The sequence below is a fragment of the Asaia lannensis NBRC 102526 genome (assembly GCF_024054035.1).
GTDB classification, from domain to species: domain Bacteria; phylum Pseudomonadota; class Alphaproteobacteria; order Acetobacterales; family Acetobacteraceae; genus Asaia; species Asaia lannensis.
Genome location: NZ_JAMXQU010000004.1, coordinates 91690 through 117795, shown reverse-complemented (window position 1 = coordinate 117795; position 26106 = coordinate 91690). Strand labels below are relative to the sequence as shown.

Here is a 26106-nt window from a genome sequence, read left to right as displayed (position 1 = left end):
AACGGACAGAACAGTGACGGACTGGATGTCAGAGATGAACCGCTCCGACATCCTCAACCCTTAGCGCGCGATGGGACGATACTTGATGCGGCTCGGCTCTGTGGAATCGGGGCCCAGACGACGGCGCTTGTCTTCTTCATAATCCTGGAAGTTACCCTCGAACCATTCGACATGGCTATCGCCTTCGAAGGCGAGGATATGCGTGGCCAGACGATCAAGGAACCAGCGATCATGCGAGATGACCACGGCGCAACCGGCGAACTCGGCCAGCGCGTCTTCAAGCGCGCGCAGCGTATCGACATCGAGATCGTTTGTCGGTTCGTCGAGCAGAATGACATTGCTGTCCTTCTTGAGCATCTTGGCCAGATGCACGCGATTGCGCTCACCACCCGACAGCACGCCAACGCGCTTCTGCTGATCGGCGCCCTTGAAGTTGAAGGCACCGACATAGGCGCGCGACGGCACTGTGCGCTTGCCCAGCTGGATGACATCCGTACCGCCCGAGATTTCTTCCCAGACCGTCTTGCTGTCATCGAGCGAGTCGCGTGACTGATCGACATAACCGAGCTTGACCGTGTCACCGATCTTGAGCGCACCGCCATCCGGCTGATCCTGACCCGTGATCATCTTGAACAGCGTGGATTTACCCGCACCGTTCGGCCCGATCACGCCCACGATACCACCCGGCGGCAGCTTGAAGTTCAGACCGTCGATCAGCAGGCGATCACCAAAGCCCTTCGAGAGGTTCTCGGCCTCGATGACCGTGCCGCCCAGACGGGGGCCGGGGGTGATGACGATATCGGCCGTGCCACCGGCACGCTCCTGACTGGCGGCCAGCATTTCCTCGTACTTGGTGATACGGGCCTTGCTCTTGGCCTGACGGGCCTTGGGTGAGGCGCTGATCCATTCCTGCTCGGCGGCAAGAGCGCGCTGGCGCGAGCTTTCTTCCTTCTCCTCCTGGGCCAGACGCTTGCGCTTCTGGGTCAGCCAGGAAGAGTAATTGCCTTCGAACGGATAACCACGACCGCGCTCGATTTCGAGAATCCAGTTCGTGACATTGTCGAGGAAGTAGCGGTCATGGGTGATGACCATGACGGTGCCCTGGTAGTCGCGCAGGGTCTTTTCGAGCCAGGCCACGCTCTCGGCATCGAGATGGTTGGTCGGTTCGTCGAGCAGCAGCAGATCGGGCTTTTCAAGCAGCAGGCGGCACAGCGCCACGCGGCGGCGCTCACCACCGGAAAGCATGGTGACAGGGCTGTCGGCAGGTGGGCAGCGCAGGGCTTCGAGTGCGATCTCGAGCTTGCGATCCAGCTCCCAGCCATCGCCGGCGTCGATCTTTTCCTGCAGTTCAGCCTGCTCGGCCAGAAGCGCGTTCATCTCGTCATCGGTCATCGGCTCGGCAAAGGCCATCGAGATTTCGTTGAAACGATCGACAGCACGCTTCAGGTCGCCGAAACCAAGTGCCACGTTCTCACCCACGGTCAGGGACTCGTCGAGCTTGGGCTCCTGCTCCAGATAGCCGATGCGTGCGCCTTCTGCGCCCCAGGCCTCACCGCCATATTCCTTTTCGATACCGGCCATGATCTTGAGCAGCGTGGACTTACCGGCACCGTTGACACCGAGCACGCCGATCTTGACGCCCGGAAGGAAGGACAGCGTGATTCCCTTGAAGACCTCACGGCCTCCCGGATAGGCCTTCGTCAGGTCCTTCATGACATAGACATACTGATAGGCGGCCATGACGGATCTCCTGATGGAATGGTCGTATGGAAAAGGACGAGAACGCGGCTCGAGTGCGCTCCTTGTCGGAGCGTAAAACCCCTGCGCCCGGCAGGACTCGAACCCGCAACCAAGCCGTTATGAGCGGCCTGCTCTAACCAATTGAGCTACAGGCGCACAGGTTGTGCAGGAGATCGCGCAATTCGTCTTTTTTTGCAAGATGACATGACAAAGAAATCGGCCCGATCCTTTATTATGAACGACGAAGCCGCCTTTTTTCTCTTTTTGCGATGGGCCGGTTCTCCCCCTGCAAGGGTCTCACCCGGCTGCTCCTCTCCAGGCCGGCTCGCGTCCCTGACATATGCACGCCTTGTACAATGGCTTAACCGTGCCGGGACGCTGTACGTTGCGGTTGGATCGAAGTTCGCCCTGCTGAAAGGATTCCAGACATATGTGCGCCGATATCATGCCTTCGGACCGCCCTTCTCCTGAAGCGCGTCCGCGTATCGCCATACGCTACTGCACCCAGTGCAACTGGATGCTGCGCTCAGCCTGGATCGCGCAGGAACTGCTTTCCAGCTTCGGAACCGATCTCGGTGAGGTCGCGCTCATTCCCGACACGGGCGGACATTTCAGCATCATGCTCGACGATACGCTGATCTGGGAGCGCAAGCGCGATGGCGGCTTCCCCGGTCCCAAGGAGATCAAGCAGCGCGTACGCGACGTGATCGCTCCCGAACGCGATCTGGGGCATACCGACCGCTAACGCGCACATGAAACCCGGCATGGCGTATCCGTCGCCCATGTGGCGGATGGAACAATATGAGCGGTACATAACGTTACGGCATCTGTGCAGGAAAGCATCGAACGGCTAGGATTGCGCCATCGCATAAACCCTTTCAGGAATTGAAGTGATGGACGTCACAAAAATCTCCCCCGGCAAATCTGTTCCCGATGACATCAATGTCGTGATCGAGATCCCGCAGGGTTCTTCCGTCAAATACGAAGTAGACAAGGAAAGCGGCGCCGTTTTCGTCGATCGTTTCCTTTTCACGCCGATGTATTACCCCGCAGCTTACGGGTTCATCCCCAACACGCTTGCCGCCGACGGCGACCCGGCCGATGCGCTCGTTCTCGCACCGGGTCCGATCGTGCCCGGCGCAGTCATTCGTGCACGCCCCATCGGCATGCTCAAGATGGAAGATGAAAGCGGGCAGGACGAGAAGATCATCTGCGTGCCGCATGACAAGATCCATAGCGAATACACCAATGTGAAGACGATCAATGATCTGCCTGAAATCACATTGAAGGCCATCGGCCACTTCTTTGAACGCTACAAAGATCTCGAACCGAACAAGTGGGTCAAAGTCTCGGGCTGGGAAGGCCCGGAAGAAGCGAAGAAAGCTATCCTCGCTGCTCTTGACGCTGCCAAGTAACAGCGACGCGTTGTAATAAACAGTGACCGGAAAGACACATCGTCTTTCCGGTTTCTTGTTTCACAGCGCTGTGAGGCGCAATCGGGGCGCCACCCGGTTGCAAAAACTAAATCAAATGTAATAAAAGGGTCATGTTGGGATTAGGAAAGGATGTCCTTCTCCCTCACTGTATCGGAACCCTGCGTCCTCATCCGACTGGCGGATTGCCCAAATGTCTCTAACCCGTATTTCTTTCAAGGCTCTGGGTATTGTCACCACAGCCCTGGCCACTTTCTCTGCCATTCCCTCCGCGCAGGCGCAGTCGCCTCTCGCTGGCGGCGCTCCCAACGGCACGGGCCTTGCCCCTTCGGTGCGCGTGTCGAGCCCCATTGGCACGGATAATTTCCATGATTCGTCCGTTCCGCCGCTACCCCACCCAGAGGCCATTTTCGATGACCCGTGGGGCTGGAATACGTGGCTTCGTCAGCATGGCGTTGCAATCCTGCTAGATACCACCAACGAGTTCGCAGGTGCCATTACGAGCCCGACAAAAGGTCTGGGCCTGCGTCAGGGCAGCAGCAATGCCGGCCAGTACGGCTTCGAAAACGATATCGACTGGGAAAAGCTGGCGGGTATTCGCGGCTTTTCGACCCACGCCGTTTTCGTCGGCCGCTATGGCATTCCCGCCAGCCGCATGTTCGGCGACAATCTGAACCCCAGCCAGGAAATCTACGGCGGCGGCGGCAATGTGGTGGTTCATCTCGTCTACCTCTACGGCGAAGAGACGCTTTTCAACGGACACCTCGATATCGCTGCCGGCCGTATTCCGCTGCTGACCGATTTCTCGTCCAATCCGCTGTACTGCAACTTCATGAACAATGCTTTCTGCGGCAACCCGAAAGCATCGTCAGATAATACCAGCCATTCGTCCTACCCGGATTCGAACTGGGCAGCCCGCATTCGTGTGCGCCCGTCGCAGTACACCTATCTCCAGGCCGGTGTGTACTTCAACACGATGGGTATCTACGGCGTCCAGCAGATGCGTACCGGCTTCAAGTGGAACGGCGCCGATATCAATGGCGAAGCCGCCCCTGTGGAGTTCGGCTGGGAGCCGATCTTCGGTAAGGACAAGCTGCCGGGCCATTACAAGCTCGGTGGAATTGTCGATACGGCACCGCATCCGGATGCTTTATACGATGTAAACGACAATTACTGGGCCATCACGGGTCAGGCCCGCAAGGTGCACAACAATTCCTGGTCGGCCTATGCGCTGGCAGATCAGATGATCATGCGTCACAAGGGCAATGGTCCCGATGCCGGCATCACGCTGCTTGGCGTGTTCTATAATAACTCGCCGGTCACACAGACGCGCGAACGTCAGTTTTCGCTCGGCGTGCTCGACCGTGGTTTCTGGAAGTCCCGTCCACTGGACGCCTGGGGTGTGAACTTCAGCTATATCCAGGTCTCGAAAAAGGTCAAAACGGCCCAGCAGATCCAGCAGAGCCTGGGTTATCAGACCTTGCTCAATGGCTCCTTCTTCCCGCAGACCAACGGAATGGTCATCGAAGCCATGTATCAGATCCGCGTATGGCGCGGCATCACCTTCGCACCTGATTTCCAGTACTTCATCCGTCCCGGCGCTCAGCCCGGTCTGAAGGATGCGGCGACACTGGGCTTCAAATCCCACATCGAAATCTTCTGATCATCCACTCTCCTCCAGTGCGTGGGGGAGAGATAGCGCAATGACTTCAGCGCCCTGTTTGCACCCTCGTTTTACCTGACGATGGAGGCAATCAGGGCGTCGTAGTTTGCAAGGTAGCCGTCGAGCGAGAGTTCGGATTCGGCGTAGCGACGTGCTTCCCGACGCAGGGTCTTCGCCAGAGCCTTGTCCTCGATGATCTCCAGAATGGCCGAAGCGATCCCGTCCGGCTCCAGAAAAGGTGCAAGCAATCCGTTGCGGCGATCGGCAATGAACTCCTCGACCGGTTCGGTGCGACTGCCGACGATGGCGCAACCTGTCGCCATTGCTTCTCTCAAAGACCAGGATGCCACGAACGGATAGGTCAGATAGACATGGGCATCCGACCGCCTGAGCGTCAGACGGAACGTGTCATAATCCACCTTACCGAGAAAATGGACGCGATCCAGGTCGACCTGTCCAGCAACCTCCCGCAGGAAGATATCGCGCCAGCTTCCTGCATCTGGCGGCGGCGCCGCACCATAGCTGGTCCCATCCCCGCCAATAAGGACAACACGTGCATCCGGGCGTTCTCTGAGAATACGGGGAAGCGCACGCATGAAACTGTGAATGCCGCGATACGGCTCGAGATTGCGCGCAACGAAAGTAATCAGTTTGTCCTTAGGGCGTATGAGATGCGGCCCGATTGCGACATCCTTTTCGAACAATCCCGGCTCAGGCGCACAGAGATCGAGATTTACGCCTTCGCGCAGCAGACTGATCCGGTCATGGGCCCAATCCGGATATGTCCCTTTCTGGAAAAGGGTCGGCGTCTGCCCGTACTGGTTGAGATTGAGCGCCAGAAGATTGATGGCATTCTTGACACGTACAACCGGCGCAAGATCGGGACGCGGCGGGAATTCCGGATCGAAATCCACATCATTCTTGTCGGTATGATAGAAGAACTCGAAATATCCGAGGATCGGTGTGGCCGGATACACATCGACGAGATTCAGCAACTCGCCCCAGCCGTGATGGCCGATAATGATATCGGGCACATAACCCAGGGATTTCAGGGTCTGGGCTGCCCGTGCCACAGCCTCTGCACGACTGAGCCCCATCTCAAGCTCACGCAGGGAGGGATGGGTGTGAGGAGAAATCACCCGATCCTGACGGTAGAGCACGCGCCTGACGCCGGGCAGATGCCCTTCATTGGCTTCGGAAATGAAAACGATCTCATGACCGCCCTGCTCATGAAGATGCCTGACCAGATGCAGAAACTGGCCGGGGAAATTCTGATGCACGAACAGGAAACGCAAAACCGGAAGCTTTCATTCTGATGCAGGCAGACAGAAACTAGCGTGAGGCTCTGCGCATCTCAAACAGGCGCTGGCAAAGCGTATCGACGCACGTAATCAGCTGCTTTTCAGCTTATCTACACTGGCTGCACAAGGCACCGGAAAGAGCGCCCGGTCGGTCTGCGGGCATCGAAATCCATGCAGTCTTCCGAACCCGGGCCATCGAGTGGATGGTTCCCCTCATACGACTTTCGTATGAGGGGAGCGTCAATCGGTCAGGCCACTGTCGCCTTGCGACGCGCCGAAGCCTTCTTGCCGGGTTTGGGCGAAGATGTCTCTTCCTGGGCGGTTTCGGCCTTGTGAGGCACAATCTCGACCTGGAAAGCTTCCAGCGGTGCGAGGGATTCAGCTTCGAGAGTCTCACCGTTCGCCAGCGGACCTATACGGGTACCGTCCGTGAATGTCGCACTGATCGAAAGATCGTATTTCTCTTCCGCACCGTTCTTCAGGCGAACGCAAAGCCCCAGAATAGGCAGGGCCATGCCACGCGACCCACAATACTGACCGGCTTCAGCCCAGGGTGACAGCCAGCCTTTTCCGAGAACGGCCTGATATTCGATATCCTCAGGCGCAACAAGGCTCTGGGGCGCAATACCGAATCCTTCGATCCAGTTCTGGCTACCGGGCTCACCCATCCATTCTCCGATACGGGCAAGGACATCGCCACGTCTCTGGATATGGGCTGCCACTTCGGGCTTGGCTTCGGATGCACCGGCCTGAGAGGCAGCAGCCTGTGAAGCCGACGGTGCTGCTGGTGCGGGCGCGGCTGCAGCGGCCGGTGCAGCAACCGGCTCACCAGAGAGGCGGGCCACCTGGATACCGGGCACAGGCAGGCTGCTATCCGGAGCCTGATAGGTCGTGACCATGACCTGAGCTGGCCCACGCGCCACGCGCACCAGAGCCGCACCGGCACCGCTCCCATGACTGCTGCTGATAACGCCGTCATCATCGAAGGTTTTGATCGTCACGATGCCATTCGGCATGTTCGGGGCCTGTGCCACGGTTACAGCAGGATATCCATTGATGCTCTGCGCCGCATATTCGGGCGGCAGAAACACGCAATACAGTCCCGCATCGAATGTCATCAGAGAAGCGTGAACCTTGAGCTGAACGACCTGCTCTGTCCCGGAAGAATTCGCGGAATTGGACATTTGCACTGACCCATCTTCGATTTATTTGTGCATACCATAATTTTGCACAATGTGACTAAAACCCTCTCCTGAGGAATAAAGGGATGTATAACACCAGCTAATGCTTAGTAAAAGCTATATCATTTGATGTGCCAAGTGTAGCAACACGTTACTCAATAGCGACACAGGCATACCTAATGGCACGATGCAACCCCGACCGCTCGCCTGTATCCGCTCCGATTGCGCCCCCAGATCGAAACTGACTGCCCGCAAACCGGCGTCCCATAAATTCGACAGGGCAAAACACCAGGTTTCGGGCCAGATCGACGGTATGAGACCGAGATCGCAGTTGAACGATTCGATGACTGTTTTCGCTTCGTCTTCCCGATACTCTCCCGATATCAGAACATGGCCGGTCGCCATTAACCTGTCATCGTCGATCGTATAGCCCGCAACGACGTAGTCGAGCGGGAGGTTACGCCTTGCGGCATCTTCAGCGAGTTGCAGAACGATCTCATAACCTTTTTCACGACCGATGGCTCCGGGAATGCAGATACGGCGCCTCCCGCCATCGAGCGGTCGCGATTGTCTCGTTTCGGGAAAGATCCCTGTTTCAAGTTCCTCTATCTCCACCTCAAGCTCCGGGAAATGGCGACGCATGCGTCTTCTGAGATCGTGAGATCCTGAAAGCACCCTGTTTGCGTCGCGCAGGATCCGGTCTGAGCGTGTAACGAGTTCAGCGACGGAAAGATGCGCATCGATCAGCGATCCCTGCTGCATCACACAGGATTCACACCCGGCAAGAGAGGGCTCACCGCAATAATGGCCATTCGGCCCGACAAGACAGATACGGGGACAGAACCATATGTAGTCATGCAGCACGATGTCCCAGCGCAGATCGAGCGCAGCGGCGAGATCGACCATCATCGGTGCATGACCGAGAAGGTGGTGCCACTCGATACGCCCGGCGTTCAGACGTCTGAGCACAGCAATGAAATCCACCCATTCGCATGGCAGATCGAAAACAAGATTGGTCGTGTCACCCCCGCAATCCTCGACCCGGCACCCTTTCTGATGGGGGCGTATGATTATGACCTGGCTGCCTGCTGCTTCAGCTTGCTGCCTTCTGTTCTGCACCACACGTTCCACCCCGCCACCTGAATCGTGTGTCACCATGATCAGGCATGACCCGGCTGCCTTGCGTCGGGCAAGCATACGCACCAGCCCTGCATTACGTCGTATCGGCGCCAGAGGATCGGACTCGATGAAACGTGCCACAGCCTTTTCATAGCGGGGGTGAAGTGCGTGCAGCATACGCAGGTTACGTTCGAGAAGAAGCGTACGCGTACGCCCGAATGAAACGGAGCCGATATGACGCACAAACAGATCCGTTGCCGCTACATGACGCCACCCGAAGGCCGATGCCCTGCAACAGAAATCGTTTTCCTCGCCATATCCCTGTGCGAACACGGCGACGTTCAGCAGCCCGGTCTGAAGCAGACAGTCCCCTCGTATCGCCATACAGAACCCGTTTCCCGTTGGCAGATCGATAAGACCCGCATCGGGCAGAGACGCAAATATCCTGTCGAGCGATGCGCCCTCGCGTCTGTGCGGCGTCGGGTTGGGATGGGTAACGGAGGGATAGGAGAGAATGGTCGCATCGTTCGAAAAAGGCGTGACGGTCCCGATGCGCTCATCCTTGTCCAGCCATGCCCGGAGGCGCGCGATACCTCCATGGGGCAACAGCGCATCGCTGTTGAGCAGGATGACGTCCCGACCGGCAGCGCGCATGAGGCCTTCATTGGCGCTCGCCGTAAATCCCCGGTTGCTGTCATGACGGATAAGGGTGATTTTTCCTTGCGCGGCGAGTCCGGCAAGACAGTTGCGCAGATCCTGCTCAGGACTTGCATCGTCGATCACGATACATTCGATATCGTCCGATCCCGCGTTCAGGACAGCTTCGATGCATTGCCTTGTGAGAAGAAGGTTGCGGTAAGCCGGAATAATGACAACGCATCCAGGCACACGGGGCTGAACTTGGGGAAACGCAGGTTTTTCGACCGATCGAAGCGTATCCGTCTCTGTAAGATTATACTGAGAAAGAGCAGGTGACGTGAGGTCGAGAAGCGCAACAGCTTCGGAACAAAGCGGGCTGCCGGTCAGAGCCTGCCCGTAACGGTCAGTCAGTGTAATGACACCCGAGGGAAGGTCGTCCAGTGAGATACTGAAACGGCGCGGGCGGGCAAGCGGCTTTTCGAGAAGCGCTGTCTGCTCCAGCTTGGATGCCGTAATGTCGTATCGTTTTTCCCCTGCGGCGATGAGGACATGCGGCGTAAAGTCGGGATCGGCCGGATACCAGATCCACCCTTCAAGCCTGTGGTGGCGCACCGTCACAAAACCATGCATCAGACGAATAGATGTCAGATCGATAGGGGAGCCATACAACGACTTGCCGTCGCTCTCGACATCGAGGCGCCCAGCTTTTTCCCATCCACGCGGCAGTGCATAAGGCAGCTGTTGGTCGACAGCCACAATTTCACCATCGAGACGAATGGTGACCAGACCAGGACATTCGCCTCGCACTACGCCGTCATTGCTCGTCGCACACCAGCCAACCTGGCCGGAATGCGCTGTGAAGAGTCGAACCCAGGCCATCGCCTCTTCGGCCGGGGCGTAGCGGGAGAGCATGGACGCGAAAATCCCGACCGCCTCTTGCATCCGTCCCAGGTGGGAAAGCGCAATGGCCTGCCCGACGAGGGCCTTGCGCATGACGAAACGTCTGGCAATCCAGACCATGCGTTTCGCTGCGCCATCCCATTGGCCTGCTGCGAGCAACGCCATTCCATAGGCGAAAATGACGTTGGGATTGTTATGGGCCATACGTGACGCACGACCCAGCCAGTATACGGCCTGCGCTGTATCACCACGATGGACCGCATCCGTCCCACGCTTATAGGCATCCTGCGCTTTGGCATCGTGCCAACGCTGCCAATCGGCGCGATCCTGCGGCGTGACCGTATGACCGTAGCCGGACTGGACTGGTGGAGGCCGTCTTGACGAAAGCGGTGCCCCGTCAGTCACGTCCACCGAGGCGCCGTTCGAGTTTGCTCAGTTCTGCCGTGGCGCCCTCGATTCCCTGCGACTGGGCACGTTCCAGCCAGATACGCGCCTCCAGCGGATTAACTTCGCCCGCGAGGCCCCGTTTGAGATAGCGCCCCAGCATCAGCTGACCCAGACCATGCCCCCTCTCTGCCGCAAGCCTGAACCAGTGCTGTGCTTCGTGCCGGTCAGTTGCAACATCGTGCCCGCCGCCAAGCATGGCCCCCACGGAGAACATGGCATCGACATTGCCCTGCTCTGCCGCCTGCCGATACAGGGACAAGGCCCTGGCATGGTCCTGCCCCTGGGGCGCCCGACCTGAAACCAGAATCTGGGCAAGCAGGCTCATGGCCTCCTGCATGCGCGCCTGCGCAGCCCGTTCAAGCCATTGCATGGCAAGACCGATATCTTCAGCCACACCGCGCCCTTCAAGATGCATTCTACCCAGCCAGTACTGCGCATTGACCACACCATCGGCTGCGCGCTGCATCCAGTACGCCGCCTGTGAATCGTCACGGGTGGTTCCAACGCCTTCCGCGTAGCAGACGCCGAGATTGAACGCCCCGACAAGATCGCCCTCTTCAGCGGCCTTTTGGAAGCGCCTCTGCATGGCCTCGCGATCCTCCTCATTGCCGACACCGGTCAGGGCAAGATTGCCGAGATCGGCATCAGCAACGCGATCGCCGCATTCAGCCGATACACGAAACCATTTCGCGGCCTCGTCAGGATCGCGCTGTACGCCCGTCCCGGTCAGATACAGCAGTCCGAGCCCACGTGCCGCGGCGCCATGGCCGAGCTCAGCCGCAATCTGGTACCAGGTGGCCGCCTCGAGATAATTGGGCGCCATATCCTCGCCACGGATATGCAGATCGCCCAGCAGTGCCGCCGCTTCCGCATCGCCCCCCATGGCGCCGCGTCGCAACCATGTTTCTGCCCGATCCAGGCGTCTCGCAACACCCTTGCCCTGCAACAGGTACAGTGCATAGCGGGTCTGTGCCTGGACGACACCCCGCTCTGCGGCCCTCTCGAAATAGCGCGCGGCTGCCGCAAAATCCCGCTCCTGCCCGATTCCCTGCTCATTGATCCACGCAAGGAAGTAGAAGGCCGTTGCCAGATCGGCTTTCGCCGCAAGATCCAGCTCGGCAGTCCCACGCTTCACGTCATCCGGCCCATCGGGATGCGTATGCAGGGCTATGCCGAGACCGAGATGCCCCTGGGCTGAACCGCCTGCAGCAGCTTTTTCATACCAGTCTCTTGCCTGGGGGAGATCGCGCAGATCCTCGGGACCATTGGTCAGCACATAGCCCAGCAGTGCCTGGGCATCGGGCTGCCCGGCTTCGGCTGCAAGGCGGCTCCAGTGGGCAGCCTGAGCGAAATCGGGGATACGTTTTCGCTCCCGATTATCCGCAAGGACCGTGGGGCGGTTTTCATCGAAATCCTCTGGAAACCCCATGAGATAGAGGGTCGCCAGCATAAGCCGGGCCTGAACGTGACCGGCCTCGGCAGCCTTTCTTATCCATCGGGTGCCGCCCTCGAGACTTGGGGGCGTTCCCCACCCCTCGAGATAGGCCTTGCCCGTACGGTATTGCGCCTCGACATTGCCCTGCGTAGCCAGCTGGCCAAGCTGAGCAAATCCCTTGACCGCGTTCTCGCCTGATTCGATCTGGGTGATCGCGTGTCTGAGCTTGGCATCGCGTGAAACCATCGATGCCAAGCGTGTTTTCAAAGCCACCCTACTCTCCTCTGGATCATCGCTGGCCTAGTTGGGCTCTCTCATACCGTTCGTTGCAGCAGGGATAACGCGGCTGAAGAGATATTGCAGCATGGTGCGTTTACCGACCTGGATATCGGCAGAGACGGCCATACCGGGGATTGGATGAAAGAAGCTCGGAACGCCGTGCAACGTGTAGCGGTCGATACGAAGGCGCACACGATAGAAGCCACTCTGCGAAGGGTCTTCGTCCCCTGTCGGCGCCTGTCCCGTAGCACCGGCCTTCATGTCTGCCGGTGTAAACGAGTCGGCGCTGATAAGGCGCACAGTACCCTCTGCGCCTCCATACTGTGTGTAGGGAAACGTCGCGAATTTCAGCAATGCATGATCGCCCAGCTTGACGAAACCGGCATCGTTTCCTTTAAGCACCGCCTCGACTTCAAGCGCCGCACCAGTCGGCACGATGCTCATGAGCACCTGCGCGGGCGAAATGATCGACCCGACAGACAGCTTGGCAATATTCAGCACGACACCATCGTCAGGCGATTTGAGAACCACCAGCTTGTTTCTCAGAGCGGCTTTCTCGTAGTCGCCGACGGATTCATCGAGGCGATGCTGCACCTCGGCGATCTGCGTGTAAACCTGCGCCTTCCAGTTCTCGACATAGGCGTCGCGTTCCGCCTGGGCGGCGGCCAGCTTGGCTTTGGTGGCTGCGGCCGTCTGCTGCGCCTCGATCTGCGCGCGCTCCGAGTCCATCAACTCGCTTTGTGCGGCCAGCGTCGAAAGCTTGCTACCCACCTGATCAGCTTGGAGACGCCGGCGCATCTGCAGCACTTCATTAGCGACACGCCCACGACTCTGATGCATGGCAGCACTCGCAAGAGAGCCCGTGATCTGGCTTTGCAGCGCGGCAATCTCCTGATCAAACTGGTCGACCTTCGCCGTATATTCGGCTTTGCGGCGCGCAAAGGCTGCTGCTTCACGCACAGAGGATGTGTCATTCAGGTCGGGCGTGTAGGGTTTACCGTCAGCCTCAGCATGCAGCCGCGTGATCGTCGCCTGATAGGAATCACGTTGTGCCTTGAGATTGACGATATCTGCCTTGGTGATCGTCGGATCCAGATGCGCAAGTACCTGACCTTTTTTGACGTACTGCCCCAGTTCCACGTCGATCGAGCGGATAATGGACATTTCCATGGGCTGAATAACGAGGTTATTGCTCACGGCGACCAGACGCCCGGGCGTACTGACGACCTTGTTGAGGGGGAATACGGCCGCCGCGACAAGTCCGGAAATGAAAAGAGCACTCACCAGCCAGATAATATAGCGTGCCGATGCTGTCGGCGGCATGTTGACCAGCGCCGCACTCGGCGAGTGGAACTCAAGGAGAGCAATCGGCAGACCCTGGGGGGAAAAAGGATCATCGGCCGCACGCGGTACGTGCTGCTGGATTTCCCGAGTTTCCTCTTTCTTGCCTTCTTCTTTCCCGCTTTCGGGAACGATATCCTTGTTGCTCATGGCTTATTCCTCATCCATCAGCATGGGATCATCGTTGTGATCGGTGCCTTGGTTACGGGTGCTATGTTCATGACGGTTCTGTTGCATCCAGAGCATGCGATAGATCTCGCAACGTTCGAGCAGCACGTTATGGGGCGCCACATCGACAACCTTGCCCTTGTCCATGACGCAGATCTGATGACAGTCGACCAGCGATGACAGGCGGTGGGAGACGATAACCATCGTACGCCCCTTGCCGATACGCTGCAGATTGGCATTGACCAGCGCTTCACTCTCGGGATCGAGCGCAGATGTCGCTTCATCGAGGATCATGAGCTTGGGATCGCTGATCACGGCGCGCGCAATAGCAAGGCGCTGCCTTTGTCCACCCGAGATATTGGTGGAGCCTTCCTCGATCGGCGTGTCGTATCCCGCAGGCATGCGGTCGATGAATTCCTCGGCACCGGCGAGGCGTGCCGCGCGGATGACGTCATCCATCGTATAGCCCGGACGGCCCGCTGTAATGTTATCGCGCACCGTGCCACGGAAAAGGAAGTTGTCCTGAAGCACCACGCCGAAAGAACGGCGCAAATGGCTCAGATTGATTTCTCGGAGCTCGACCCCGTCTAGACGGAGGTAACCGGTGTAGCTACGGCTCACACCCTGCAGCAGGCGTGTTACGGTCGACTTACCCGAGCCCGAACGCCCAACAAGACCGAGCATGGTACCCGCCGGGATCTCGAAATTGACGTCGTTCAGCGCCTTGATGGTCGTGCCGGGATAGCTGAAATCGACCTGTGAGAAAGAGAGCGCCCCCTTGATCGGCGGCCTCAAACCCGAGGTGAGCGCCTTGGTCTCGGTCGGCTGGTTCAGGACGAGACCGGCCTCACCCAGTGAGGTCATGACCTCATTCACATCTTCGAGGATTTTTGCCAGCCCGACGAGAGGCGCGGCAACACGGCCACCCAACATCATGAACGCCATGAGCGCACCAGGCTGAATGCTGCTCGAACCCGTCAAAATCAGATAGGCGCCCACAAGGATAATGCCGCGATTGATAAACATATCGAGCGGCATGACCAGTGTCGCAGGCCAGTTCTGCATTCTTCCGGCAGCCAGTTTCCAGCGGATGACATCTGCAGTCGTCTCATCCCACTTTTCGCGGCGGGTCGGCTCCAGAGCCAGCGTCTTGACGGTGCGGATACCCGCGACGGTCTCGTATAGGATAGAACTGCGTTCCATCTCTGCACGGATCATCTTGTTGTAAACACGCGTCATAGGCGTCAGGAAAATCACGATCACAAGACCGATCAGACCGGCACAGGCTACCGTCATCCAGGCCAGTGTCGAGCTCATCCAGAACAGGATCGGCAGGATGACCAGCAGTGTAAACATGTCGAGAAAGGTCGACATGAGCTTTCCTGTAAGGAAGTCACGGACTTTGTAAATCGCCATGTAACGGCCGAGAATACGTCCCGTCTGCTCTCGTTCATAGAATTCGAGTGGCAAGGCGAGCAGACGATTGAACGCATGAAGCGAGATACGCGTATCAACGCGTGTCGTCATGACCAGCGTCAGTTCGCGGCGCCCATAAGTCAGAAGCGTCTCATAGAAGCTGAGAATGACGACAATTGCTGTGATGGACACGAGGGTCGACATGGAGTGGTAATTCACCACACGGTCGAGCACCTGCATGACGATCATCGCCGGAAAGATCTGCAGAACAGACAACACCATCGATGCAAACAGGATATCACGCAGCGACTGCTTCTCGCGCATAACAACGCGTACGAACCACATCAGGTCGAACGGTGCATCGGCTTCGGACAAATCGCGCCGTCTCTTTACCAGCAGGATATCGCCGGTCCAGACCTGCGTGAGGCGTAACTCATCGACCGCTACCGGAACACTCCCCTCATCGCCCAGAGGATCGCGCAGCCAGACAATATTCTTCTCGGGATCGGCCCGCACCATCAGAGCAGCCGACCCGTCCCGGAACATCAGAACGATGGGCGGCGTATTCTGCATGCGAACGAGATAGCGCCACTTGATACGCATCCCCTTGGCCACGGCACCGTTATCGTTCAGCCAGCGCGCAAGGGAGGCCGGAGACGGCGAGGCCTCCCCCGGCTCTGCCGCGAAATCGCGCATATCAAGATCCAGACCATGGAACTTGGCAGCAGCCATCGCGGCGCGAAGCCGGATATAGACGGGGTTCTGGGTTTCGCTGTCCGCAGCGACGCCATCACGATGGTTCACGAAGCTTCCTCTTGTATCTCACTAAGCCGCTCAGACTTCAGACCGCCCGAATAGCGCGAAAACCCCTCTCCTTGTCGAGCGGGAATCTTCCGTTTTCACCATAAGTCATAGAAATCGCTCGCCTCGGCAGGTGATCTCTTCATATTCCGTCACAGTAACTATGTAAATTCCCTCCAGATCGTAGAAAAAATACATAGAATTTAAATTCGGTAACGCGCGCTGACTAAGACTTCTTGTTGCAGCAATTCACGAAGAGCGTGTGCGCTACACGATACGCAAAACAGCACCGCAAATGAAAAATGCGGACATACACCGCGCACACGGTCCAGAAAAAGCTGGGTGAGTGCGGCCTGAACAGGTTGCTGACCCACACAGCACGCACAGAACCGGTCATGTTTCCACAACGCGGCAGCCTCCGAGGCGAGACGACGGTGCACGAGCCATCCCTCCTCACCACCGTCTTCTCTCATATCGAGAAGAGCGCCCTCGCCCCGGCGATGCATGACAGCATCGTCGATCCCGGTGCGGTCATCCACAATCAGAAGCGGTATACGCCCATCCACGCTCAACGCTTTTCCTTTCCCGGCGACCGTGCCGACACTACGCTAGCTCATGCGCACACTGGACATAAACACCTGCCTCTGAAAAAAGGCATGCAACCGTAGCACCCTGTGTCGCGACACTTCATCCGTGCCCGATTTTCCAGCGAGACCCACTGCCATCATGACACGCCCCCATCTTCTCGATGCCCTGCGCGACAATGTCCTGCTCTGCGATGGAGGTATGGGATCACGCATTCAGATGCTCGATCTTGAAGTCGAGCGCGATTACTGGGGGCAGGAGAACTGCACCGAAATCCTGACGCTCTCTCGACCCGAACTCGTGCGCGAAATCCATCGCGGCTATTTCGAAGTCGGTGCGGATATGGTCGAGACCAATACATTCGGCGGCTCGATCGTCACGCTTGCCGAATTCGGCCTTCAGGACCGTGCGCGTGAGATCAACCGCAAATCTGCCGAACTGGCACGCGAGGCGGCAGAGACATTCAGCGACGGGCGTCATCGCTATGTCGTGGGCTCTATCGGTCCGGGCACCAAACTCCCCAGCCTGGCCAATATCGATTATGACACGCTCGAAGCCGGCATCATCGAACAATGCCGTGGGCTGATCGATGGCGGTGTCGATGCTTTCCTTATAGAAACGTGCCAGGACACGCTGCAGATCAAGGCTGCGGTAAACGCCGCCAAGGCCGCACGGCGCGAGCTTGGTTCGGATGCACCCATTTTCGTGCAGGTCACGGTCGAGACAACCGGCACACTTCTGGTCGGCCCGGATATTGCCGCAGCCGCCACCACCATTCACGCGCTGGACGTGCCGCTTATCGGCATGAACTGCGCCACCGGCCCGCAGGAAATGGCGGAACACGTGAAATGGCTGTCCGAGAACTGGCCCGGCCTGATTTCCATCCAGCCCAATGCAGGCCTGCCCGAGCTGGTGAATGGCACCACGCACTATCCCCTCACCCCCGGTGAGATGGCAAGCTGGGTCGAGCGCTTCATCGTCGAAGACGGACTCAATCTGGTCGGCGGATGCTGCGGTACCTCCACGCCCCATATCCAGGCGCTGGATGGAATGCTCCGCAAGCGCGGCGGCGCAAGCCATCGCCCGGCTCCGGTCAAGCGCATCCATCACTGGGTGCCGTCTGTAGCCAGCCTCTACACCCAGACGCCACTGCGACAGGAGAACTCCTATTTCTCCATCGGCGAGCGCTGCAACGCCAACGGGTCCAAGAAATGGCGTGAGCTTCAGGAGGCAGGCGACTGGGATGGCTGCGTTGCCGTCGGTCGCGAGCAGGCCGCCGAAGGCTCCAATGCGCTCGATCTCTGCACAGCCTTCGTCGGACGCAATGAAATCGCCGAGATGAATGAAGTCGTCACGCGCTTCACATCCTCGGTGAATGCGCCTCTCGTGATCGATTCCACCGAAACGCCGGTCATCGAGGCTGCGCTCAAGCTGCACGGCGGCAAGCCCATCATCAACTCGATCAATTTCGAGGATGGCGAGGGCCATGCCGAAGACCGCATGATTCTGGCGCGCAAGTTCGGGGCTGCGGTGATTGCGCTTACCATCGATGAAGTGGGCATGGCCAAAACGCCGGAAGACAAACTACGCATTGCCGAGCGTCTGGTCGATTTCGCCTGCACCAAGCACGGTCTGCCGCAATCCGATCTGATGATCGACCCGCTGACCTTCACCATTGCCACCGGTGTGGAAGACGACCGCAAACTGGGTGTCTGGACACTCGAAGGCATTCGCATGATCCGCGAACGCTTCCCCGATATCCAGATCATTCTCGGTCTGTCGAACATCTCCTTTGGCCTCAATCCAGCGGCCCGCGCCGTTCTGAACTCGGTCTTTCTCGATCATGCCGTCAAGGCGGGCATGACGGGTGCCATCGTGCATGTCAGCAAGATTCGCCCGCTGCATCTGATTGCTGCTGAGGAAGTAAAGGTGGCCGAGGATCTGATCTTCGACCGACGCAGCGAGGACTACGATCCGCTCCAGAAACTGCTGGAGCTTTTCGCAGGCCGCAAAGCCGCCGATGCAGTGCTGAAACGACGCGCCGAAACCCCGGCCGAACGCCTGAAGGATCGTATTGTCGATGGCGACCGCAAAGGCATCGAAGACGATCTGGCCGCCGCCATGGAAGAAATGCCGCCGCTCGACATCATCAATACCGTGCTTCTGGATGGCATGAAGGTGGTGGGCGAGCTGTTCGGCGCAGGCAAGATGCAACTGCCCTTCGTGCTGCAATCGGCAGAAACCATGAAAACCGCCGTGGCCTGGCTCGAACCCTATATGGAGCGCGTTGAGGGTCAGGCACGCGGCACGATGGTGCTCGCCACCGTCAAGGGCGACGTGCACGATATCGGCAAGAACCTCGTCGATATCATCCTCACCAATAACGGCTATCGCGTCATCAATCTCGGCATCAAGGTGCCTCTGGCCGACATGATTGCCGCCGCGCGCGAGCATAATGCACAGGCTATCGGCATGTCCGGCCTGCTGGTGAAATCGACCGTGATCATGCGCGAAAATCTGGAGGAAATGGCGCGACAGGGCATCGATGTTCCGGTTTTCCTCGGCGGTGCGGCGCTGACACGCAATTATGTCGAAGACGAATGCGCCCGCTCCTATGGCATCGAAGCACCGGGCCGTGTGGCCTATGCGCGCGATGCCTTCGATGGGCTTTCGCTAATGGACAAGGTCGTGAACGACCAGTTCGACGACTATCTGAGCGCCATCCAGACACGTCGGGCGGGCAAGCAGCGCAAGACCGAACGTGCGCCGGAGCTGGCCGAGACACGCGGCTTCGCCCCCATAGACAAGGAGGCCGCACGCGCGCGCCGCAACCGTGTGGCCGGTGGCGAGCCGGTGCCCGTACCGCCTTTCTGGGGCGCACGCGTCGTCGAGGCCACGCCTGCTGCCGTGCTGCCCTTCCTGAATGAGCGCTCGCTGTACCAGTTCCAGTGGGGCTTCCGTAAGCAGGGACGCTCGCTCGAAGAGTTCATGGTCTACGCCAAGCAGGAGCTCCGCCCCGTGCTCAAGCGTATGCTGGCACTTTGCGCGGAAGAGGCCATTCTCAAGCCTCAGGCCATATACGGCTACTGGAAGGCTGCCGGTGAAGGCAACGATCTTGTGCTGTTCCATGAAGATGGCGTGACGGAGGCCGCGCGCTTTGCCCTGCCTCGCCAGCCGCGCGAAGACGGCGAATGCATTGCGGATTTCGTGCGCGATATCGACGATGCCCAGCGCGACGTGGTGGGACTTCAGGTCGTGACGGTCGGTCAGAAGGCATCGGATCTGGCGCGGGACTGGTTCGAGGCCAACCGTTATCAGGATTATCTTTACCTGCACGGGCTCTCGGTGGAGATGGCCGAAGCGATGGCGGAATATACCCACAAGCGTATCCGGGCCGAGCTCGGCTTTGCCGGTGAAGACGATCGCGACATGGAAAAGATGCTGGCACAATCCTATCGCGGCTCGCGCTACTCGTTCGGCTACCCGGCATGCCCACGCCTTGAAGATCAGGAGCCCATTCTGAAGCTGCTCGATGCCGAACGCATTGGCGTGTCGCTTTCGGACGGCTACCAGCTCCATCCCGAGCAATCGACTTCCGCACTGGTCATGCTCAATCCACGCGCCAAATACTTCACCGTCTGACCTGAGTGTGATGCCGCGCATTGCGGCATCGGGTCTTAGAATGAAACGCGTTCAACCCATGCTTCCCACCATTGCGGGAGGCATACCCCCAGCCGGCTTCTCCCTGTATCGGCTCCTGGGGGCCGATACCTGCGGGACCGAGATGACACAGCCTGATTTTTCCGCTCTTCAACGACCAGAAATCAGGGGGGCGGCAGATCGCATCGCTGCCTATCTGGCCTTGACCAGCGTCGACGATGCGCCCGGCCGGATCGACCTCGTCTGCCTTGCGGGCAATGGCGTACTGGCCTGCGTGGATCACGCGACCAGTCTGGCGCGCCAGCATGACTGTCTTTTGCTGATCACGGGCGGAACGGGCCATTCCACACCGCCGCTGATGACCGCTATCGCCGCCCGTCTCGGCTGTCCGGAATCCACACTTGCCGGGCTTGGAGAAGCGGAACTCCTGGCGAAACTGATTGCAGTGGATTCTCTTCTGCCCTCAGACCAGATCATACTCGAAACACGCTCGACCAATACGGGCGAAAACGCCGCGTTCAGCCAAGCCATGCTCGAAGAGATGGGTCTGACACCCCATCATGTCGTCCTTGTGCAGGACCCTCTGTTACAGCGCAGAACCGATGCGACATTTCATCACGTCTGGGCAGGCCACTCTACACGGTTTTTCTCATCTCCGCCCTTCACGCCTCAGCTTGGTACGGCTCTTACCGCAGAGGCGTGGACAGTTGAGCGTTATCTCTCTTTGATCCTGGGCGAAGTTCCACGCCTCCACGACACGGTCGACGGCTACGGTCCAAAAGGGAAAGGCTTCATCGGCCATATAGATATTCCGCGTAACATTCTGGAAGATCACGCAGTTCTCGCGCAGGCTTTCGCGGCTCAGACAGGGCGCTGAGCCGCGCAGGAGCCGTGAAATGGCCTGCGGCTCCGCAAGGCCTCAATAGGCGTAGGCAAGTCCTGCATGCAGGGTCAGGCCATTCTGTATGCCGCTCGATGACCCGCTATCGAAAATCTGTCCTTCGCTGATCGTCTGATAGCGTTCGTGGTAGGCATCATGGCCGTAAGACGTATAGGCATAATCTCCCCCGGCAGTCAGATGCCAGTGGTGGGTCATGCGATAATCCACACCTAGACTGCCTTCCCATCGCGGGCGGGTGGTCGAACTGCTGACACGGTAGGTCGTGGTATCGAGGATTTCGGCCCAGCCGAAACGGCCGCGCAGCACGAGGCGATCGGTCAACGCGTAATCCGCATTCAGGCCCAGTCCAACGAAGAACGCATTCTGTCCACCGAAGGTCGAATAGCCGTAGCTGTCATAGCCGCCCTGTACAAAGGGCGTCACGAGCGCCTTGTCGTTCAGGAACAGAAATCCTTTACCGATTTCTCCGCGCGTATAGGTTGAGCGCGCATCGTCCCCGCCTCCCACTTGCCAGGAGTCCTGACCGTAGGTCGATGTATAGGTATGGGCGTACTTATCGTTGCGCGTTCCTGAACCAAGACGGAACAGTGCAGATGCATAAAGGTTATGCATGTGCCCGACATCGACCATGCTAGATGCATCGAGCTGAAAGCCGGGCACCCATCCGATACGCCGTGACCGGGACTGCGAAGTATAGCTGTACGGACGGCTCCACTGACCGCCAGTACTGTGCGACCGCGACCCATAACCACCGACCATGTTGTCGAAAATCCCCGCCATCGAAAGGCCGATTTCGCGATTGACCGCAACAACGGGCACGGGGTCGGCCAGAGCGGATCCTACCGACAGGACGGAGAGAAGAGAGGCAACGGATACAGGGAGCTTGTTCATGAAAGTTCCAGAAAGAAACGAATTGTATCTCTCTGGAACCTAAAGCCTTCTCGCCGTCAACGTTTCGCCGAGGCAATCAAGCGAATGTCATGATTCGTTATAAAATGGATAATCCGTATATCCTTCAGCGCCACGACTGTACCATGTCTTCATATCATCCTGCTGGAGAGGAAGATTTTCCTCCAGACGACGGGGAAGATCAGGGTTGGCAATGAATTTGCGACCGAAAGCGATGGCATCCGCTATGCCATTGGCAACGGTTTCGATTGCCTCTTCGCGCGTATAATCCTGATTCAGGACCAGGGGATGGCTGAATACCTTGCGAATGGGGCCGTGGAGCTTGGGCTGGTCGGTCTTGCCGAACGTGCCATCCTGACCGGGTTCGCGCAGCTCGAGGAAGCCAATACCGAGATCGTTCAGAATTTTTGCCGCCGGGACGAATACCGTCTCGGGTGCGCTATCGATGCAGCCCTGCGTATCGCCGTTCGGAGAAAGACGGACTGACGTACGATCCGCGCCGATGGTGGCAATGACGCGCTCGGTCACTTCACGCAGGAAACGGATACGGTTTTCCGGCGAGCCGCCATATTCGTCCGTGCGGTGGTTGGTGCCGTCACGCAGAAACTCGTCGATCAGATAGCCATTGGCCGCATGGATCTGCACACCGTCGAAACCGGCCGCGATGGCATTGCGTGCCGCCACTTCGTACTCACCCAGAATGCGCGTGATATCTGCCTTCGTCAGGGCGCGTGCCTGTTCGGGATCCTGCTTGCCCTCATAGGTGTGGATCTGCCCCGGCGCAGTCGTTGCGGAGCTGGAAACGGGCTGCTGACCTGTAACGCTGGAATGGACCATCCGACCCATGTGCCAGAGCTGGACAACGATCTTGCCACCCTTGTCATGTACCGCCTTGGTGATCGGCTTCCAGGCCTCGACCTGCTCCTGCGACCAGATGCCTGGTGCGTAGGGCCAGCCCAGCCCTTCACGGCTGATGCCTGTCGCCTCCGAGATGATAAGACCGGCGCTGGCGCGCTGGGCATAATACTCGGCCATGATCGGCGTGGGCACATGCTCGCGTGTCCCGCGGCCGCGCGTGAGCGGCGACATCAGGATACGGTTCTTGGCATGGATCGCACCAAGCTGGATCGGATCGAACAGAGTTGTCATAATGCTATGTCCTCATGAACCCGTGGGGGTTTAATTCGATTTTAATCGAACAATATTAGGAGTGGGTACGCGTTGTCCGAACGACAACCCCTCCCCCACGCTTTTCTGGAACCGGACCGCGCTCATGCCTGACTACGTTCACCCTTCTGCCGAGAGCATGACCCTCCTGGGTGTTCTGCGCGGCCTCGCCGATCCCATTCGATTGGAAATCGTCCAACACCTGGGTTCGGTTCCCGAAGCAAGTTGCGCAGCGCTCCTCGGCGACCGGCCGCGTTCGAGCATGTCGCATCATTTTCAGGTTCTGCGAGAAAGCGGATTGCTGCACACCCGCATTCAGGGCGTGCAGCATTTCAACTCCCTGCGCAAAAAGGATCTGGACGCGCGGTTCCCGGGATTGATGGATGCTGTTCTGGCGGGATGACCGGCCATCCGTCATGCACTCTGCACCGCATACGGTATCTGATGCGATCCAACGGGTTTCAGGCAAGGTAAATAACCGATGACCGACATTCTGCTCAGCTGGCATGGCGCAATCGTCTGTCGTCAGGGAGGAATGCTCCTTCCGGCATCGATCGAGGATGTCGTCGCCGGTCGCGCGCAGCCTGTGGAAATCGCATCGGGACACGATCTGCCATTTGAACTGGTGCCTGCCGGTTTTGAAAACGACATGCCTGTCATGGCGCTCAGGGCCGGCCCACTGCATATCAGCTGCCGCGAGGGAAAAACTTTTCTGGCAGTCGGGCATTGCGCAGCGTGGGAGCACTTCCTCATCATCGATGCCGGAATCCTCCCCTCCCTGACCGCAGCCTGTGCGCATAACTGGTTGCTGGAAAGCGGTGAGATCCTGCGCCCCAGACTGGAGGCGTTCGTCTTCGTGCTGGGTGAGGCACGTATTCCGCTACACCTGCTTTGCCTGTCCTGCGACGGAGAGATCATGCATCTCGACAACCATGCTCAGGCAGTCCGCTGGCCCAGCCCTGCATTCGACAGGGCAATCGCGAGCATCCTGCCCATACTCGGAAGAGTGGGGTCGGATCAGGGTTGCGGGCGTTCACCCTGGGCCGATCCGCTCGATCTTTCACGGCAGCTTCTGCTGACCATGACCGATGTGACCGAGATACGGCACCTGTTCTTCCTCGCCCGGCTCTGTCTCCTGATCGGTCTCGACGACGAAGCAGCGCTTTGCATCGCTGCACTGCAAGGCACTTCGTACGAGATCGAAGCGCTCGCTCTGTCTGCACTTCACGCGCGTATGCTGGGTGACGAGATCGGCTGCACAAAGGCACTGAATGACATCGCGGATATCATCGAAGGTGCTTCTTCCTGCAGCGATGCCTTCTCTCCATCCGAGTTCCGTGAGTGCCTCGGTCGTCCGTTCTGTCATGCCTCCCTGTGGCCGCACCTCGAGAAAATGCTTGGGCGACCGCTGGATCCCGGCTTCGACGATCTCCTCGTTCCGGAACGCCTGCCCCCTCAGCTCGATTTCCAGTCGCATTCTCTCTACACCGCGCGGCTTGAGGAAAAATGGGGACATTGCCCTGCGGACAAAAGACAGGTCTTTCTTGACGAGGAAAGACGCCTGAACGGGCAATCGCATAGCCTCGCCCTGCTGGAAGGTCACAAGGCGTGGCTCGAAGGCGAACGCGACAAGGCCGATGCTCACTACAGTATGGCGCGTAGCCTTTCCCGTGCGAACAAACGCTATGTCGCGCATTTCAATGCCGGGCTCTACACATGGCGTAGCTCTGAGCCTTTCGATCCCGGCCCTCGTCCGCTCAACATCGATTCATGGCGTTGGTACGGGATGCCGCAGAACCGCGCCGGAGAGAAAGCTGAAAAGAAACTTGTTCTGGCGGTAGGCTGCGACCAGCGTTACTTCGCCTTTCTTCCACGCCTTATCGCCTCGCTGATACAGGCCTGCATTCAGGCCGAGCGACCAGACTGGCTCCAGCCCGGTTCGATCCAGCTTGTTGTGGGTCTCGCCGGAGGAACGGACAGGCATGTCGGGTTTCTTGCTGCTGTATCCGATGCGTTGCAGCGCCACCGCAGCCCGGTTGCGCTCGCCTTCGCCCAGGGCTCGCTCCGTCACTGCGATCCAGCCAGCTTTTCCTGCCTGCGCTATCTGCTACTACCCGAAGTCACGCGACTGATGAGCGGGCCCGTGATGACCCTCGATGCAGACGCCCTGTTTCCGGCAGATTTCGTTGCGCTCGCGGATGCACTCACGAGGGATTTCGATTACGGCTTCAGGCTCTACGCCTATGACAGGGATGGCAGGCAGATTGCCGGAGAGCCCTGGGGCTTCGGTGCGGGGGTTTCCTATTTTGGCGAAACCGCCCTTGTGCCTGTCATCGCTCAGGAACTACACGATTACATCGTCGGAACGTATCATTCATCGAACCCGACAAACTGGTGTATCGACCAGTGCGCGCTCTCGACCGTTTATCACAGGCATATCGCGCCACGATGGAACGCGCTGCGCATCAGGTTCATGGATGATCCGCCACCGATCGTGCTGATGCCCCATCATCTCGGTATGGATAAAAAGGCTTTCAGTCAGTGGGACGAGATCGTACCCATGTCGGTCATCTATCGCGATCTCGGCCTCGACCCGGATGTAGCCGACGCCCTCTCCACGCTCGACTGACCCGAGAACGCCTACTCCGCCAGGCTGAAACGCCCCACGATGCGATTGGTCTCAGGGCTCCAGATCACGACCTGCTGCCCCGCAGGGGTATCCAGCACCAGCGAGATACTGCCATCGGGACGCACGGCCTGCGACAGCACATGCCCCCCGCCCCGGTAGACGGAGACCGGCGCCCCGTGTGCGTCCCCCCCGGAAGCGATGGGCAAGGCAGGAACGGACGATCCGGCAGCGGTCATATGAGCCGTTGCAGGCGCCATGGCGCGATGGATAACGACCCCGATCAGTCCGGCCGTCCCCAGAACGATAAGGACGCCCATACCGATGACGGCAGCCATCAGGGCGCGTGAAACGGGAGGCGGAGGCGTGGTCATGGCGGGAAACAATCCTAATTG

General features: G+C 58.7%; 18 protein-coding genes and 1 tRNA gene. 7 read left to right on the top strand and 12 right to left on the bottom strand.

Annotation, left to right across the window (positions count from 1 at the left end):
* Positions 1 to 60: 60 nt before the first annotated feature.
* Both ettA and NF685_RS07275 read right to left on the bottom strand, forming a co-directional pair.
* The gene (gene ettA / locus NF685_RS07280) at positions 61 to 1740 is read right to left on the bottom strand and encodes an energy-dependent translational throttle protein EttA (protein ID WP_222546783.1); all 1680 of its coding nucleotides are present in this window, start codon (positions 1738 to 1740) and stop codon (positions 61 to 63) included.
* Between the two features lie 82 nt (positions 1741 to 1822).
* Positions 1823 to 1896: transfer RNA gene (locus tag NF685_RS07275), tRNA-Ile, on the bottom strand.
* 274 nt (positions 1897 to 2170) lie between these two features.
* Here NF685_RS07275 and NF685_RS07270 point away from each other — a divergent pair.
* The 3 genes from NF685_RS07270 (at position 2171) to NF685_RS07260 (ending at position 4836) form a co-directional block, all read left to right on the top strand.
* Positions 2171 to 2485 carry a SelT/SelW/SelH family protein gene (locus tag NF685_RS07270; protein ID WP_252849149.1) on the top strand — a complete coding sequence of 105 codons (315 nt, stop codon included), beginning with the start codon at positions 2171 to 2173 and terminating at the stop codon, positions 2483 to 2485.
* Between the two features lie 148 nt (positions 2486 to 2633).
* Entirely contained in the window at positions 2634 to 3155 is a 522-nt protein-coding gene (gene ppa / locus NF685_RS07265; protein ID WP_222546782.1) for an inorganic diphosphatase, read from the top strand.
* A 211-nt stretch (positions 3156 to 3366) separates the two neighbouring features.
* Entirely contained in the window at positions 3367 to 4836 is a 1470-nt protein-coding gene (locus NF685_RS07260) for a carbohydrate porin (protein WP_252849148.1), read from the top strand.
* Positions 4837 to 4907: 71 nt separating this feature from the next.
* Here the strand turns inward: NF685_RS07260 and NF685_RS07255 are convergent, their stop codons facing one another.
* The 7 genes from NF685_RS07255 to NF685_RS07225 form a co-directional block, all read right to left on the bottom strand.
* Positions 4908 to 6131 carry a glycosyltransferase family 4 protein gene (locus tag NF685_RS07255; RefSeq protein ID WP_222546780.1) on the bottom strand — a complete coding sequence of 408 codons (1224 nt, stop codon included), beginning with the start codon at positions 6129 to 6131 and terminating at the stop codon, positions 4908 to 4910.
* Positions 6132 to 6385: 254 nt separating this feature from the next.
* Entirely contained in the window at positions 6386 to 7321 is a 936-nt protein-coding gene (locus NF685_RS07250; protein ID WP_252849147.1) for a hypothetical protein, read from the bottom strand.
* Positions 7322 to 7435: 114 nt separating this feature from the next.
* Positions 7436 to 10387 (bottom strand): glycosyltransferase, encoded by a 2952-nt coding sequence (locus NF685_RS07245; protein WP_252849146.1) that lies wholly within the window; start codon positions 10385 to 10387, stop codon positions 7436 to 7438.
* Positions 10374 to 12131: a tetratricopeptide repeat protein gene (locus tag NF685_RS07240; RefSeq protein ID WP_252849145.1), complete on the bottom strand. Its 1758-nt coding sequence runs from the start codon at positions 12129 to 12131 to the stop codon at positions 10374 to 10376. Before NF685_RS07240 ends, NF685_RS07245 begins: the two co-directional genes overlap by 14 nt.
* A gap of 27 nt (positions 12132 to 12158) precedes the next feature.
* Entirely contained in the window at positions 12159 to 13628 is a 1470-nt protein-coding gene (locus NF685_RS07235; protein WP_222546776.1) for an HlyD family type I secretion periplasmic adaptor subunit, read from the bottom strand.
* A gap of 3 nt (positions 13629 to 13631) precedes the next feature.
* Positions 13632 to 15794 carry a peptidase domain-containing ABC transporter gene (locus NF685_RS07230; protein WP_222548702.1) on the bottom strand — a complete coding sequence of 721 codons (2163 nt, stop codon included), beginning with the start codon at positions 15792 to 15794 and terminating at the stop codon, positions 13632 to 13634.
* A 272-nt stretch (positions 15795 to 16066) separates the two neighbouring features.
* Positions 16067 to 16429 carry a hypothetical protein gene (locus NF685_RS07225; protein ID WP_252849144.1) on the bottom strand — a complete coding sequence of 121 codons (363 nt, stop codon included), beginning with the start codon at positions 16427 to 16429 and terminating at the stop codon, positions 16067 to 16069.
* A 160-nt stretch (positions 16430 to 16589) separates the two neighbouring features.
* On the opposite strand from NF685_RS07225, the gene metH reads away from it, so the two are divergent.
* Positions 16590 to 20090: a methionine synthase gene (gene metH, locus NF685_RS07220; RefSeq protein WP_289847410.1), complete on the top strand. Its 3501-nt coding sequence runs from the start codon at positions 16590 to 16592 to the stop codon at positions 20088 to 20090.
* Positions 20091 to 20232: 142 nt separating this feature from the next.
* A complete protein-coding gene (locus NF685_RS07215; RefSeq protein ID WP_252849143.1) occupies positions 20233 to 20985 on the top strand; it encodes a YdcF family protein in 753 nt (250 codons plus the stop codon).
* Between the two features lie 42 nt (positions 20986 to 21027).
* On the opposite strand, the gene NF685_RS07210 is transcribed toward NF685_RS07215, so the two are convergent.
* Positions 21028 to 21900, bottom strand: coding sequence for a hypothetical protein (locus NF685_RS07210; RefSeq protein WP_252849142.1), 873 nt, complete (start codon positions 21898 to 21900; stop codon positions 21028 to 21030).
* Positions 21901 to 21987: 87 nt separating this feature from the next.
* Positions 21988 to 23067 carry an alkene reductase gene (locus NF685_RS07205; protein WP_222546772.1) on the bottom strand — a complete coding sequence of 360 codons (1080 nt, stop codon included), beginning with the start codon at positions 23065 to 23067 and terminating at the stop codon, positions 21988 to 21990.
* A gap of 124 nt (positions 23068 to 23191) precedes the next feature.
* On the opposite strand from NF685_RS07205, the gene NF685_RS07200 reads away from it, so the two are divergent.
* Both NF685_RS07200 and NF685_RS07195 read left to right on the top strand, forming a co-directional pair.
* Complete coding sequence (locus NF685_RS07200) at positions 23192 to 23488, top strand: ArsR/SmtB family transcription factor (protein ID WP_222546771.1); 297 nt, start codon at positions 23192 to 23194, stop codon at positions 23486 to 23488.
* 78 nt (positions 23489 to 23566) lie between these two features.
* Positions 23567 to 25714: a hypothetical protein gene (locus tag NF685_RS07195; protein ID WP_252849141.1), complete on the top strand. Its 2148-nt coding sequence runs from the start codon at positions 23567 to 23569 to the stop codon at positions 25712 to 25714.
* Positions 25715 to 25725: 11 nt separating this feature from the next.
* Here the strand turns inward: NF685_RS07195 and NF685_RS07190 are convergent, their stop codons facing one another.
* Complete coding sequence (locus NF685_RS07190) at positions 25726 to 26085, bottom strand: hypothetical protein (protein WP_252849140.1); 360 nt, start codon at positions 26083 to 26085, stop codon at positions 25726 to 25728.
* Positions 26086 to 26106: the final 21 nt, after the last annotated feature.